Origin of the sequence: Selenomonas sp. oral taxon 920, assembly GCF_001717585.1 — a bacterium.
Taxonomy (GTDB): Bacteria; Bacillota; Negativicutes; order Selenomonadales; family Selenomonadaceae; genus Centipeda.
This window is the reverse complement of sequence record NZ_CP017042.1, coordinates 104553-118869: the sequence shown is the minus strand read 5'-3', so window position 1 is coordinate 118869 and position 14317 is coordinate 104553. Positions and strand designations below refer to the sequence as shown.

The 14317-nt window shown below is 57.6% G+C and carries 13 protein-coding genes; 1 reads left to right on the top strand and 12 read right to left on the bottom strand.

The window, feature by feature from the left end:
* Window positions 1–17 precede the first annotated feature (17 nt).
* From BCS37_RS00500 to BCS37_RS00445, 12 genes are all read right to left on the bottom strand, one after another.
* Window positions 18–674: a sigma-70 family RNA polymerase sigma factor gene (locus BCS37_RS00500; protein ID WP_069179644.1), complete on the bottom strand. Its 657-nt coding sequence runs from the start codon at window positions 672–674 to the stop codon at window positions 18–20.
* A gap of 215 nt (window positions 675–889) precedes the next feature.
* The gene (locus BCS37_RS00495; protein ID WP_069179643.1) at window positions 890–3073 is read right to left on the bottom strand and encodes a putative bifunctional diguanylate cyclase/phosphodiesterase; all 2184 of its coding nucleotides are present in this window, start codon (window positions 3071–3073) and stop codon (window positions 890–892) included.
* A gap of 160 nt (window positions 3074–3233) precedes the next feature.
* The gene (locus tag BCS37_RS00490; protein ID WP_069179642.1) at window positions 3234–3986 is read right to left on the bottom strand and encodes a hypothetical protein; all 753 of its coding nucleotides are present in this window, start codon (window positions 3984–3986) and stop codon (window positions 3234–3236) included.
* Window positions 3987–4132: 146 nt separating this feature from the next.
* Window positions 4133–4834, bottom strand: coding sequence for a 16S rRNA (guanine(527)-N(7))-methyltransferase RsmG (gene rsmG / locus BCS37_RS00485; RefSeq protein ID WP_069179641.1), 702 nt, complete (start codon window positions 4832–4834; stop codon window positions 4133–4135).
* A 137-nt stretch (window positions 4835–4971) separates the two neighbouring features.
* The gene (locus BCS37_RS00480; protein ID WP_069179640.1) at window positions 4972–6201 is read right to left on the bottom strand and encodes a glycerate kinase type-2 family protein; all 1230 of its coding nucleotides are present in this window, start codon (window positions 6199–6201) and stop codon (window positions 4972–4974) included.
* Between the two features lie 400 nt (window positions 6202–6601).
* Window positions 6602–7564 carry a D-2-hydroxyacid dehydrogenase gene (locus tag BCS37_RS00475; protein WP_069179639.1) on the bottom strand — a complete coding sequence of 321 codons (963 nt, stop codon included), beginning with the start codon at window positions 7562–7564 and terminating at the stop codon, window positions 6602–6604.
* A gap of 50 nt (window positions 7565–7614) precedes the next feature.
* Window positions 7615–8892 (bottom strand): TRAP transporter large permease, encoded by a 1278-nt coding sequence (locus BCS37_RS00470; protein ID WP_069179638.1) that lies wholly within the window; start codon window positions 8890–8892, stop codon window positions 7615–7617.
* Window positions 8892–9410, bottom strand: a complete 519-nt coding sequence (locus BCS37_RS00465; protein WP_069179637.1) for a TRAP transporter small permease — start codon at window positions 9408–9410, stop codon at window positions 8892–8894. Before BCS37_RS00465 ends, BCS37_RS00470 begins: the two co-directional genes overlap by 1 nt.
* 36 nt (window positions 9411–9446) lie before the next feature.
* Window positions 9447–10505, bottom strand: coding sequence for a DctP family TRAP transporter solute-binding subunit (locus tag BCS37_RS00460; protein WP_083205745.1), 1059 nt, complete (start codon window positions 10503–10505; stop codon window positions 9447–9449).
* Between the two features lie 52 nt (window positions 10506–10557).
* Window positions 10558–11424: a phosphogluconate dehydrogenase C-terminal domain-containing protein gene (locus BCS37_RS00455; protein WP_069179636.1), complete on the bottom strand. Its 867-nt coding sequence runs from the start codon at window positions 11422–11424 to the stop codon at window positions 10558–10560.
* Window positions 11425–11467: 43 nt separating this feature from the next.
* On the bottom strand, window positions 11468–12406 hold the full coding sequence (locus tag BCS37_RS00450; protein WP_069179635.1) for a transketolase family protein: 939 nt from the start codon (window positions 12404–12406) through the stop codon (window positions 11468–11470).
* A gap of 1 nt (window position 12407) precedes the next feature.
* Complete coding sequence (locus tag BCS37_RS00445) at window positions 12408–13229, bottom strand: transketolase (RefSeq protein ID WP_069179634.1); 822 nt, start codon at window positions 13227–13229, stop codon at window positions 12408–12410.
* Window positions 13230–13547: 318 nt separating this feature from the next.
* Between BCS37_RS00445 and BCS37_RS00440 the strand changes: the two genes are divergently transcribed.
* Window positions 13548–14276 (top strand): FadR/GntR family transcriptional regulator, encoded by a 729-nt coding sequence (locus BCS37_RS00440; RefSeq protein WP_069179633.1) that lies wholly within the window; start codon window positions 13548–13550, stop codon window positions 14274–14276.
* Window positions 14277–14317: the final 41 nt, after the last annotated feature.

Below are 14317 nucleotides of genomic sequence, written 5' to 3'. Positions count from 1 at the left end.
CGAATCCATTACCTTTACTAAGAATAGCATATTTCGCACGGAGTTGCAACCCCCGCAGCCGCACGCAGCTTGCGCAGCAGATTCGCCTTGCTCTTGGAGACGGCGCTCGCCGATGTGCCGAGCTGTGCTGCAATCCGCCGCAGCGTCAGATCGCGGAAGTAGTGCAGTGTGAGGATCTCCTTCTCGCGCTCCGTCAGGCGATGCATCACATCCCGCAGGAGTCCGCGCACGAAGAGCCGCAGATCGCAGCGCTCCGCCGCATCCTCCACACCGCCGCAGCGCTCCCACACATCGCGCCCCTCTGCACTCTGCTCGGGGTGACACGTCCGCTCCCAGAGCCGCCGCTCGCGGCGAAACTCCGTATAGAGCGCGTGGTGAACACGTCCCTTCACAAAGCCCGCAAACGGTGCGCCGTGCTTCGGGTCGTAGTCATGCAGCGCCTCGATGAACGCGAGTACCGCGATATTCTCCGCATCTGCCGCGAGTGCCGCATTTCGGAGATACGAGGCACGTGACTCGCTGACGATCAGCCCCCGATACCGCGCGTGCATCTCCGCCGCCGCACTCGCTTCTCCGCGCACCGCACGCGCGATCAGCACATCCTCCTCCGCCTTCGTGAGCGGCGCGTACTCTCCGCGGCCGCACACCGGCATCTCTTTCGTTCGTTCCTTCATGTTGTACGCCTCCTTCAAACATTTGTTTCGTCAAAAGAAGTATAACAAAAAGAAACATATGATGCAAAATGCGTATCACACGGATGGATACAAAAAGAGCACTCGATCGCTCAAGTGCTCATTGGGGGTTCTGTTTTATCAGCGTTTGCTAGGTTTTGCACAGGCATTCATGACGCCTCAGGCGGCTCGCTGCGGTGAGGGAAGGCTGATATCCCCTACTCCTCATCCTCCGCAAGCGCCGCCGTCACCGCGGTGATGATATTCTCATTGATCGTCTGCACGCACGAGATCACATAGTCACGCTGCCCGAGCCGGAACGGCACGAGATGGTGCAGCCGCAGTGCACGCCCGTCCTCCGGCAGCTGCTTGTGAAACAGTACCGCAACCTCCTCGCGCCCCGTCTTATCCTCAAGAACGGCGCACAGATGCTTCTCGCTGTAGAATTTCTTGAACAGCTTTTGCTCGGGCGGGAAAATCTTCTCCTCGGCATAGAGCGCGATAATCTCCTCGAAATGCCCATATGCCTGCGTATAGTTCGGCTCATAGACATCGCGGTAGAGCTGCATCACCTTGCGCGAGGCGAGATCGAAGAGATCCACACGGTCATAGAGCGCCACGATCTGGTTCAGCGCCTCCTGCATCGAGCCCGCCTCGGGAGAAAAGCGCGAGATATTCACCGTCGCCATCAGGAACACGGCGCGCGTATCGTCCACATCGCGCGTCACGAGACGCAGCCGCACCGAGTTGAACGAGTTGCGCGTGATAAAGTCCGTATAGACCTCACGCCCCGTGCGGTCGGCCTCCTCCATCATGCGCATGATCATGCGCTCATTCTGCCGCTTGCGCCGCTCGTAATGCGGTGTATGTGCACTGTCCTCATCCAACTCGATGCTCTGGAGGAACATCTTGAACATCTTGCTTTGATAGAGATAGCGAAACTCCCCATCGCATTCCTCCAGCAGCGCAAGAGAGAGCGCATCCCCGATCTCGGGCGAACCGCGCCGTTCAAGCGGCGCACTTGAGAGCACGTTGATCGCACCGATCTCCGTATAGTAGCTGCCGAGGCGCAGCGGCTCCACCTTTACCTGTGCTGTCTCCCCATGGCAGTAGGCAGCCGCCTTGTCGAACGGCATCGGCGGACTGAACAGATACCCCTGCACCTTTTCGCAGCCGATCTCACGGAGGAACGCAAACTGTTCCTCCGTCTCCACGCCCTCTGCGAGCGTGTGCATCCCAAGCTCCTTTGCCGTATTGACAATCGTGCGAATGACGATCGCAGCCTTCGGATTCGTCTCGAATGAGCGCAGGAAATTCATGTCGATCTTCAGCACGTCAAAGACATAGTCCTTGAGATTGTTCAGCGAGGAGTAACCGCTGCCGAAGTCGTCCATCCAGACCTCGTAGCCTGCCGCGCGGAACCGTGCGATCTCCCCCTGCAGGAACTTCTCATCATCGCTCTGTGCGCCCTCCGTCACCTCGATGTTGAGCATCGACCGCGCCACGTTGTAGCGCAGACGGACATCCTCGACCGCCTGCACCATATCCATCAGGCGAAAATCCGCGCGTGAGAGATTCACCGACACGCGCAGCAGTTCCCAGTCCGGGATATCGCGGCGGATCTGCACCATGTCCTGACAGACACGCTCGATGATGTAGAGGTCGAGCTGCGGCGAGAGATGCGCGTCCTCGAGCACGGGCACGAACACCCCCGGCGAGATCATCCCATGCACAGGGTCGCGCCACCGCGCGAGCGCCTCGAACCCACAGATCTCACGTGTCATCACACGGATCTCCGGCTGATAGTAGACCTCGATGCAGCCATCGATCATCGCCTCTTGGAACGAGCGGATGATGTGACTGCGGAAATTGATTTCCTCCTCCATCGCGGGGTCGAACTCCGCCCACGTCAGATCGTACGTATTCTTGATGCTGTTGCACGCGATCTTCGCGCGGTCCATGATGAGCGCGACATCCGTTACGCCCTGCGGCGGACAGTATATCCCCGCCTTTACCTCCATCGGCAGTCCCATATCATAGACGCGCACACGCTCATGGATGAACTGGATGCAGTCGCCGGCATTCCCGCTCTGCGTTGCCACCGCAAAGTGGTCGTCGTTAAGCCGCGCGACGAGGTCCCCCTCAAAGATCTCGCGCAGGAGATCCGCCACGTACCGCAGGAGCCGATTGCCCTGCTGGAAGCCGTAGCGCTGATTGAAGCTCTTGAAATTCTCGATGTCGAAATATAGGAACGTCAGCGGCTCCGCCAACGGGTCCTGCAGGTGCACGGACGCGAGGCGCATAAACTGCATCATATTGAGAAGCCCCGTCACCTGACACAGGTCACGTTCCCCGTATTGTTCCGCCAAATGAGCCCCTCCCTTTCCACTTACTGAGTTCATTTAGGGAAGTACCGATAAAATGAAGCCTGTCGATGTGTAGATTGTTGCGCCCGAACAAGGCGAAAAACCGAACGCAGCGCAGCCGTCTGCATAGGGTTTTCCGCAGAAGTGCGGACAAACGATGCATCAAGAGACGAAAGCTGAATTTATCAGGTTTTCCTTAGAGCGAAATACGGGCGTACTCCTCTACCATGTCGCGCGCGCTCATGCCGCTTGTCCCGCTGAGAATGCCGCCCCGCTTGCCGGGCTGCTTCACCCGCGCCGTGATCGCCTCGAAGAGTGAATCCTCAATCGAGCCGGGCACGAGGTGTTCCCAGTTGTTCGGATCATAGGGCCGCTCCTTCACTGCGTTCTCGGGACGTCCCGTGACCTCCAGCTCCGAGATGAACATGATCTCACGCTGCGACGGACTGATGTAGTAGTGCTCGAGGAAATACTTTGCCGGACGGATCTTCCCATCCTCCGCCACCGGCTCTCCCTCATGGTTCTCGACCAGACGGACCCACACATCGAGGATCTGCTCCGTCGGGCGGTACGGACGCGGAATCCACCGCGTATTCTGCGAATCCATGTAGTAGGTAAACCCGTTGTCCTCAAACAGGGTCTTGTAGCGTGCAGCCTTTTCGCGCTTCGCCGCTTCCTTCGCCGCCTTTTTCTCCGCGCGGGCAGCCGCCTTCTGAGCTTTCTTCTCTGCCTTCGCGGCAGCCTTCTCCTCTGCTGCCGCTGCCTTATCACTGCGCTCCGCTGCGTGCAGCGATTCCATACGGTCAGCGAGCGACGTCACCTGCGGTTCACCCGCCGGCTCCTGCACAGCTGCCGGCTCCTTTGCCGTATCCTCCGCAGCCTCCGCGAACGGTGCGGACAGCAGGACGGCGGTCAGCGTACCGAGTGCCAGACCTCTCCATCGTTTCATCACGTCATCCCCTTATCGACTCGTGTTCCTATTCACCTGCCGCGCCGAAAATCGGCGCAGCAAATACACGCATACTCGTTTTTATCTATTCGACACAAAGAAGATAAATCCTTTGTTAAAGAAATTATTTGCGTTGTGTACGCCTCCTATTTCACCTGCCGCCGCGGATATCCCTTCGGTGTCGGGCGCTCCTTGCGCACCGAGAGAATCGCGCGCACATCGTCCAGCCCCGGCAGACGCACGGGCCGCGCAGTGATCGCGCCGCCGCCGAGCGTCCTCGCCGCCGCTGCGCCCTCTGCCGCCTCCTCGGCGTACGCGCGCCCCTTCAGGGCGAGCAGCGTCCCGCCCACACGCACCAGCGGCAGCGTGTACGAGAGCAGCACCGGCATGCGCGCCACCGCACGGCTCACCGCGATGTCGTAGTGCTCACGATGCGCGGGCTGACGCGCCGCCTCCTCCGCACGCGCGTGTATGCAGGCCGTATTCGTGAGCCCCATCGCACGCGTCACCTCCGTGAGGAAGCGCACGCGTTTCTGGAGCGCATCCATCAGCGTCACGCAGATGTGCGGCGCCGCGACCGCGAGGGGAATGCCCGGCAGCCCCGCGCCCGTCCCTACGTCAATGAGCGTCTTTGCCCCATCGAACAGCGCGGCATCGTACGCCGTCAGGCTGTCGATGATATGCTTCACCGCCACATCCTCGGGTGATGTCAGCGCCGTCAGATTCATCCGCGTGTTCCAGTCGATGAGCATCTCATGGTAGACGGCGAACTGCGCGATCTGTGCATCCGTCAGCAACAGTCCCGCCTCTGCGGCACGCTGCGTCAGGATCTCCTCGAAAGCTGCCATGTGTCCCTCCTTTTCCTTTCTCAATTATAAGGTCTCCGCGCGCTGCGGTCAATCGCACGCCCCGGCTTTTGTCCGTCGAACACAAAGACCCCGCCCGCACAATCGCCGACGAGGTCTTTCCTCAATTTTCGACCGGATTACCCGCGCACGAGCAGTACCGCAACATCGTTCACATTCGTGCCCGTGGGCCCCGTCATGATGAGTCCGCCGACGGCGTTGAGCGTGGGGTAGGCATCATTCTCCGCGAGTGCCGCTGCCGCGCTCCGTCCCTCGCGTGCGAGTGCCGCCTGTGTGCCGCCGTCGACATAGCCGCCCGCCGCATCTGTGGGGCCGTCAGTGCCGTCGCTCCCGACGCTGAATACGGCGACGTTATCGAGCCCTGCAATGCCTTCCGCTGCGGCAAGGGCGAGCTCCTGATTGCGTCCGCCGCGTCCCTTCCCTTTGAGCTGCACCACGGTCTCACCGCCTGCGATGTATGCGAATGATCCATCGTCCGCGTGTGTGCGTGCAATCGCGGCGAGGAAGCGTCCCGCCTCGCGTGCCTCAGAGTTCAGCTGATCGGTGAGGAGGACGGGCGTGTAGCCGCGCTGCTCTGCTGCCCGTGCCGCCGCCGTGCAGAGCTCGCGCACGCTGCCCGTGATCTGCGTCGTGACATTCGGCAGCGCCGTCGGCAGGGGACTGTCGAGGAGTGCCGCAGCCTCTGCCGAGAGGCTGAGATGGTATTTCTCCACGACGCGGTGCGCATCCTCTGCGGTCGAGGCATCGGGATGCGCGGGGCCTGAGGCGATCATGTCGAGCGGGTCGCCGAGGATGTCGCTGAGAACGATCGAGAATACATGTGCGGGCGCACAGTGCTCCGCGAACCGGCCGCCCTTGACCGCGCTCATGCGCTTGCGGAGGGTATTCATCTCAACGATGTCCGCACCCGATGCGAGGAGCGCATGCGTCAGCTCCGCCAGCTCCCCGGCGGGGATCAGCGGCTGCTCGAAGAGTGCGCTCCCGCCGCCCGAGAGGAGGAAGAGCACCGTATCGTCCGCCGTAAGGTTCTCCGTGAGACGCAGCGCCGCACGCGTCGCCGCAAACGAGTTCTCATCCGGCACGGGATGCCCCGCCTCCATGCACGAAACGCGCGGGATCTCGCCCATGACATGATCGTATTTTGTGATCACAACCCCCGTGTCGATGCGCTCCCCAAGCACATCCGCCGCTGCGCGCGCCATCTGCCACGCCGCCTTGCCCACCGCGACGAGCACAATGCGCCCCGACGCGAATACGTGCCCCGCAAGCGCCTTTTTCACAGCCGCGTCGGGCAGAACCGCCGCGAGACACTCCTTGATAATTGCGTCTGCATCGCTGCGCAGATTCATGATGATCACTCCTTTTCTACATCATTTTCCCCATCATAGCGTATTCATGCTTGTCAAAAGCGTGGTTGCCTGTTATAATAGGCGTAGAAAGAAACGTCCTATGACGGCATCTTTCCGATAATCGTTCATTGTTTTACAACAACCGCTCATTGGTCAGAATGGGCGGTTATTTCTTTTGGGTTGTCGCAAGAATGTACCCGGTCGCTACAACAAGCAATGCGATTGCGTCAGCTTCCGTCATCTCACTCACCCCCTTTCGGGGGAAAGATACCGCCACAAGGCCTGGGACGTTCCACGCTTATTATATGGCACATCCCGCCTGAAAGTCAAACATAGTTTCCGAAAAAAGCCTGTTTGGAGCGTATTCCTCCAAACAGGCTTTTATGATATCGGAACGTCCTCAGTTCACAACATTCTCGGGCTTCCCGGCAATGAACGATTTCACGTTGTCCGCCGTGGTCTGCATGATGCGCTCGCGCGCCTCCTTCGTCGCCCATGAGATATGCGGTGTAATGATGCAGTTCTTCGCCGTGAGCAGGACATTGTCCGCCTTGATCGGCTCCGTCGACACCACATCAAGCGCTGCGCACGCGACCTTGCCGCTGTTCAGCGCCGCCGCGAGATCCGCCTCCACCACGAGAGGACCGCGGCTGTTGTTGATGAGAATGACACCATCCTTCATCTTCGCGATATTCGCCGCATTGATGATACCCTCCGTCGCCGGGAAGAGCGGGCAGTGCAGGAAGATGAAGTCCGACTGTGCGAGGAGTTCATCGAGACTGACGTATTCGGCAACTGCACGCCCTGCGTCCGACTCGTGTGCATCACACGCGATCACGCGTACGTTGAGTGCACGCAGCACCTTCGCCGTATTGACGCCAATACGTCCAAGCCCGATGATCCCCGCCGTCTTTCCGCTGACCTCGATCATCGGATGGTGCCAGTAGCACCAGTCCGGATTCGATGCCCATTCACCCGCATGGACGGAGCGGTCATGATCGCCGATGTGCGAGCACGCCTCAAGCAGAAGCCCGATCGCGAACTGACTGACATTGTCCGTGCCATACACAGGCACATTCATGACAGGGATATTCTTCGTGCGCGCGTATTCGTAGTCCACAACATTATAGCCCGTCGCAAGGACCGCAATTGCCTTCAGATTCGGGCATTTGTCCATTGTCGCCTTCGAGATCGGGGTCTTGTTGATAACGATGACCTCCGCATCGCCGATGCGCTCCGCGATCAGCGGCGACTCCTCGTATGCCGTGCGGTCATAGACCGTCACAGCGCCAAGCGCCTCCAGCGGCGCCCAGCTGATATCCCCCGGATTCTCCGTATATCCGTCGAGTACAACAATCTTCATCGCATTTCCTCCTTTTTAATGTACGTCCTTGTCCCTGTGAGAAAATTCTATCACGGGGCGAAGGAGATGTCAAAGACGACCTGCACGTACATATAGAAGAGCAATATGGCAAATTCGAGGATCAGGTAAGGCATGACCCGTTTCGAAATTGCACCAATACTCGCCTTGGTAATACTGCTTGCAACAAATATGTTGACTGCCATCGGCGGAGTAATCATACCGATTGAGGTATTGACGATAATGATCAGCCCCAGAACAATTGGATCAACGCCGAGTGCCACAGCAATCGGGAGCAGGATCGGTGTTACAAGCAGGATGATGGACTGCGTTTCAAGGAAGCAGCCAAGGAAGAGCAGCAGGAAGTTCATCATCAGAAGGATGACATACTTGCTGCTGAACGCCGCCATAATCGTAGTCGAAAGGATCGTCGGGATATTCTCCGTCGTCATAAACCAACTGAACGGTGCCGACATACTGATGATGAACATGACGATGGCCGAGCTGACGCAGCTCTCTGCAAAGATATCGTACAGCTTCTTTGCATCCACCTCGCGGAAGACAAAGACAGAAACGACCAGTGCGTAGACGCAGGCAACTGCAGCCGATTCAGTCGGCGTGAATACGCCCGTATAGATGCCGCCGAGGATGATCACAGGCATCAGGAGTGCGAGAAACGCGTCCTTAAACCGTACGACGTATTCTTTTGCAGGGTACGGCGTACGATCCGGTGTATCAAACTTGCGGCACTTAAACATATTCATGACGCAGAGGCCAACCGCGAGCATAATGCCCGGAATCCATCCGCCCAGGAACATTGCCGTAACTGATACACCTGCCGTCACGGCATAGGTGACCATGCCGATGGACGGCGGGATAACAACGCCGAGCGTCCCCGAAGAGGCCGCGATTGCCGCCGTCACGTCACGCGGATACCCCTTTTCTAGCATCTTCGGTGAGGTGATGCCGCCAATGGCAGCCACCGTCGCGGGGTTGGAGCCCGAGATCGCACCGAAGAATGCCGACGCAACAACAGAGATACACGCGAGACGTCCGGGCAGACGCCGCAGCAGCAGCTCGATAAAGCCGATCAGGCGATCCGAAATACCGCCGACCGCCATGATGTTGCCTGCGAGGATGAAAAACGGTACCGCCATAAGGGTAAAACTATCCAGCTGCGTAAACATACGCGTCGGCACCGAGGCAAGATACTGCGGATTGCTTGTTACAAGCATCGTAACGACCGCAGCAATGCCGAGACTGATCGCAATTGGAACGCCCAAAAAGAGGACGAGGAAGAGCACTGCAAAGAGAATTCCTGCAATTTCCATCAGGTCGTCGCCTCCTTCTCATCCTCGGGCACAGCCCCCGCGGATGCCGCGCGAAGCTTCTCCACGGTGCGATAGGTATAGAACACCGCCATGAGCACGATCCCGATAGGGATCAGCGCATAGAGACCGCCGAGGGGGAGTTTCAGCATGGGGCTGAGCTTCCCCTGTGCAAGCATCTTCGATACGATGTCCCAACCATAGCTTGCCATAAATATGGCAAACGCATCGAGCAGTACCGTAACAACGACATTCACCCCGAGTATGACACGCGGCGATTTCCGAAAGATGAGCGGTACCAGCTCAACAATGAAATGGCGTTCCTGCAGGGATGCAAGCATCAACCCGAGGTAGACGATGGCGATCATGCAGTAGCGCGCAAACTCCTCGCTCCAAGGGATGGCAAAGAGCTGTGAGTACCGCCCAACGGTCGCCATAAAAACGACGAGAACCATGAGCGCCATGAGGATAACCAAAAAGGCTTCGACGACTTTCGCAAAACCGTTCACCAATTTTTTCATAAGCCCACCTCAGATTCGGCGATTCCCTGCAGCAGCTCAGCGGCCGGTGATGGCGCGAATGCGGGAGAGTAGATTCTGATCGATGCCGAGAGAGGAATCCTGATAGACGCTCTCCGTTGCCTTCATCCACTCAGCCTTGTTCACATCTGTGAATACGATGCCCTGTGCAGTCAAACGCTCACGCGCCGTATCGTCGATATTCTTCGAGATCTCGCGCTCCTTCATCTTGCCGTATTCCGCAGCCTCATCGAACCACTTCTTCTGCTCATCGGTGAACTTGTTGTAGGTGTCCTCATTGATCATGAGTACGCAGGGGCTGTAGAAGAGATCGATCATCGAGATGTACTTCTGCACCTCATAGACCTTTGCCGTCAGGATGATCGCAAGCGGATTCTCCTGCCCATCGACGGTGCCCTGCTGGAGTGCGGAGAAAATCTCACCCCACGCCATTGCCGTCGGTGTTGCTCCGAGATCCGTGTAGCTCTCCATATGGACGTGGTTCTCCATCGTGCGGATCTTCATGCCTGCGAGATCTGCCGGCGTCTTGATCTCCTTCTTGTTGTTCGTCAGCTCGCGGAAGCCGTTCTCCCAGAAGCCGATCGCCTTGACACCCGTGCCCTTGAATTCACCTAGGAGTTCCTTGCCAATTTCGCCGTCCAGAACCTTGTATGCCTCCTCACGCGACTCGAAGAGGTACGGCAGGTCGAGCGTGCCCCAGTTCGTCGTTGCATCCGAGAACGTCGGGATGGGACCCGTCGAGGAGAGCACCATATCCTGCGTGCCGAGAGAGACATTGTCGAGCATGTCGGACTCGCCGCCAAGCGCCGAGTTCGGATAGATGTCGAGCGTCATCGTGCCGCCCGAGAGCTCCTCGAGCTTCTTCTGCATCTCGATCAGACCGAGGACATAGTGTCCGTCCGGCGCCGTCGTCGTACCGACTTTGAGATGTGTCTTTGCCGTTTCGCTGCCGAGGAGCTTCACCTCATCGCCCTTCTGCTGATTTTTGGGCGCAGCACCATTATCCCCGCCGCCGCAGCCAATCATTGTGAGCGCCATAATCATCGTCATGGCAAGGAGTGTCAGTCGCTTCAACATGTTGGATTCTCCTTTTCTCTCTTAGAAAATAAAACTCATCTGCCCAGAAGCCTCAAAGCTTGGGATTCTCAGGGTGAAGCATCGTGGCGATTGCCTTTTCAAGCATATCGTCCTCCCAGATCTTCTTCCAGTCGTCGCGCAGCACATGACGATTGCCAATGCCAATGGCGACCTTGCAGGCGTCCGAGACAGGCGGATTGCCCGGCAGATAGCCGAGGAAGTTCGCACTTAGATTGAAGATGTGTCCCGTCAGGAAGGAGACCGCTGCCTCTCGTTCAATGCCGCGGCGCACCGCCTCATCCACCGTCTCTGCCATCGCGTACAGCGTGCTCGCGCCGAGGATCTCTACGAGTGTCGGCTCGAGGAACGCGATCTGTTCGGAGGTCATGATGTACGCCTTGTCCGCACGGTACATGCAGCGTGCCGTCTCCTGTGCCAGATCGAACTTTGCATCATCGCCGCATATTTTCGACATGACAATGTCCTGATGTCCGCCCTCGCCGCCAAAACGGTCAAGATATGCATCCTCTTCCTTCTGCCACTTGAAATAAGATGGATGACATGGATGGGCAACCCCGAAAGTGCAGTCATCACGCAGCGTCAGCTCCTTGGCGACTGCAGCCGCAGGATCGAGGATAAGAAACACCGTACCGGGGCGCAGGAGCGGCACATACTCTGCCGAAAGTGTCCGGATCATCGTATCCGGCACGGCGAAGATGACGACATCGGCGAAGTCAAGGGCTTCCTTGACGGGGGTCACCGAGAGGCCACGTTCCTTCTCAATGCGCTCGACAGCAGGCGGATAAGTCTCCACCAGTTTCACATCAAATTTATCAGGGAACTTCGTGATGAGGTTATTCGAGGTGCGCGTCCCCATCTTCCCGCCTGCACCAATCACTGCGACCTTGATCTTGCTCATAGATTCGGCTCCTTTCTGCCGCTCTGAACAAAGTGTTCAGAGATTATTTCCCAAGCGCTTTCAGCGTCTCCTCCGCAATGCCCGTAGGACTGAATCCGTAGCGGTCTCCGAGTTCCTTTGCCGCACCGGACTCCGCATAATCCGTGAGTGCAATCCGCTTCACACGCACCGGCTTATGTTCGGTCGCCAAACGGCTGATGTAGGAGCCGAGTCCACCGTTGATGTTGTGATCTTCAACCGTGACAACGCAGTCGGTCTTAGCCATGACATCGAGAATCTTCTGCGGATTCTTGCCATAGAGGATATTGATGTCCGCAACTGTGACATTGACGCCGCGTGCCTTTAGCTCCTCTGCCGCCGCCATTACACGGTCAAGGACAAATCCATTCGAGAAGATCACTGCATCCGTCCCATATTCCTTCAGGACTGTGATCCCGTCGAGGGAGAACGGTGCCTCCGGCGTAAAGACGTCCGCCTCACGGCCCGATCCGCCGCGAATGTAGACAGGACCCTTGATCTCGGCCGCATAGCGCACCGCCTTGTACATCTGATTGCCGTCCGCCGGCGTCAGGATCGTGAAGTTCGGCAGGGAACTGACAAAAGCCAAGTCCTCGTAGAACTGATGCGTGACCCCCTCGCGTTCGCCGCCGAGACAGCCCGCGTTGAACCCCGCACATTTTACATTGAGATCTGTATAGCCGACAAAGGTACGCATCTGCTCGCCCGCACGCATGGTCATAAAGCCGCAGTAGGTGCCGACAAACGGAATGCAGCCCGCGCTCGCCATGCCCGCCGCAACATCCACCGCGCACTGTTCGGCGATGCCGCACTCGATGTAGCGTTCCGGATACTTGTCACCGAACGCTACTGCACGCATTGCTTTGAGTGCGTCGGGATAAACGCCGTAGACATCCTTGCCCTCATCCGCCAAATCCATCATTGCTGCCGCAAAGGCCTCGCGTGTTCCCTTAAACTTTGCCATCTCACTCGCCTCCCAGCTCGCTCTTCGCAATCGCCCACTCTTCATCCGTCGGAACGCCCTTATGCCACGCGTTGTTGTCTGCCATATAGCTCACGCCGCAGCCTTTGATGCAGTCACAAACGATCGCGTGCGGCTTGCCGGCAACAGTCTTGGCTTTTGCTACAGCCGCTTTGATCGCATCCATATCATGTCCGTCGATCTCCTGCGTGTCCCAGCCGAATGCACGGAAGCGCTCCGCAACATTATTGAGGCCGACAGTGAAGTCCACCGTCTTGTAGCTCTGCCAGTTGTTCTTGTCGATGAAGACGATGAGGTTATCGAGCTTCCGTCCGGTCGCGATATTCACCCCTTCCCAAATGACGCCCTCCTGCAGCTCACCGTCACCACAGATCACGTAAGTGTAAAAATCCCTCTTGTGCACCTTTGCTGCGATCGCCATCCCCGCTCCAATCGCAATGCCGTTCCCGAGGGAGCCGCTCGTCATGTCGATCCCGGGGACACCGCTGTGCATGGACGGATGTCCCTGGAAGATGCTGTCCAGCGCACGCAGACGATAGTCCTGCACCTTCGGCTTTACGAAGCCGCGCTCATTCAGTGCCGCGTAAAAGATAGGACATGCATGCCCCTTCGAGAGGATGAAGCGATCACGATCCGGGTCGTCCGGCCGATCAGGATCTACGCGCATGATGTCAAAGTAAAGCGCCGCCATGATATCGGCGATCGAGAGCGCCGGTCCTGGGTGCCCGTCCTTGCCCTCATAGATCATGCGAACAGCCTCGAACCGCAGCTTCTTTGCGATCTTTTTCAGTTCCGCAGATTCCATACGTTTTCCTCCTTCTGCTTGGGGAAGATGCGGCAGACTTTGTTTCCGATGCGGCCGCATCCTCTTCCTCCATCCTAACTATGATCAGACATCAGACGTCTGATTCTTATGCTCTATATATAACATATTATTATCTTAATGTAAAGGATATTTATCGTTTTTGTGCAAAAACTGCGCAGATTCGATATAGAACAACTTCACCAACTTCTCTGATAAATCAAAAACTGTTGTACGTAAAATGATTTATTCGCCTTTTCATATCGCTTCTGCTATAATGGGGCGCGGAGAACAGGGAATGGACGCAGGAAGGATCTATCGATGCTTATGAAGGCAAACGGCACCGCCGTGCATTTACAACCGGATTTCAAACACCAATCCATGTCTGCTGCGGAGCTTGTCGTCACCGGCATCAAACAGCAGCTGATTGACCGCCGTCTGCGCGCGGGCGACCGACTGCCGCCCGAAACAGAACTGTGCGAGGTCTTTGGCGTCGGCCGCAGTTCCCTGCGCGAGGCAATCCGCACGCTGCGCGCACAGGGTCTGCTCGAGCTGCAGCCCGGTGTCGGAACGTTCGTATCAGACGGCCGCGGCAAAGCGTTTCGCGATACTCTCTTCTACAATCTCTGTCTTGCGGATCCTGAGTTGGACGAGGTCGAGGAGCTGCGCAAGATCCTTGAGGTTGATGTTATGGAGCTCATCATCCGCAACTACAAACGCAACGCCCCTGAGCGGGTGCTCCTGCATGAGAATTTCAACGAACTCACCGCACTTGCCTCAACGGACTATGACAGCGAGACACTGCTTGCGAATGATATGGACTTCCATAAAATCATGGCAGATGCGTGTAAAAACCACGTCATCCGCTCCATCTATCGGAGTCTTATCGACTATCTCCAACGCTCGATGGCCGATTCCTACGCCGCGCAGAGTATTGAGCGCGTCCTCGAAAGCCATCGCAGTCTCCTATCCACAATCGACGATCGCGCCATCGACCGTGTTGAGGAGAGTGTAAGTTTCTCCCTCGCTCCTTGGCGTCCACAGGCGTAGCCCACACATAGCAAAACACCCCGATGGCTGTATTATACCAT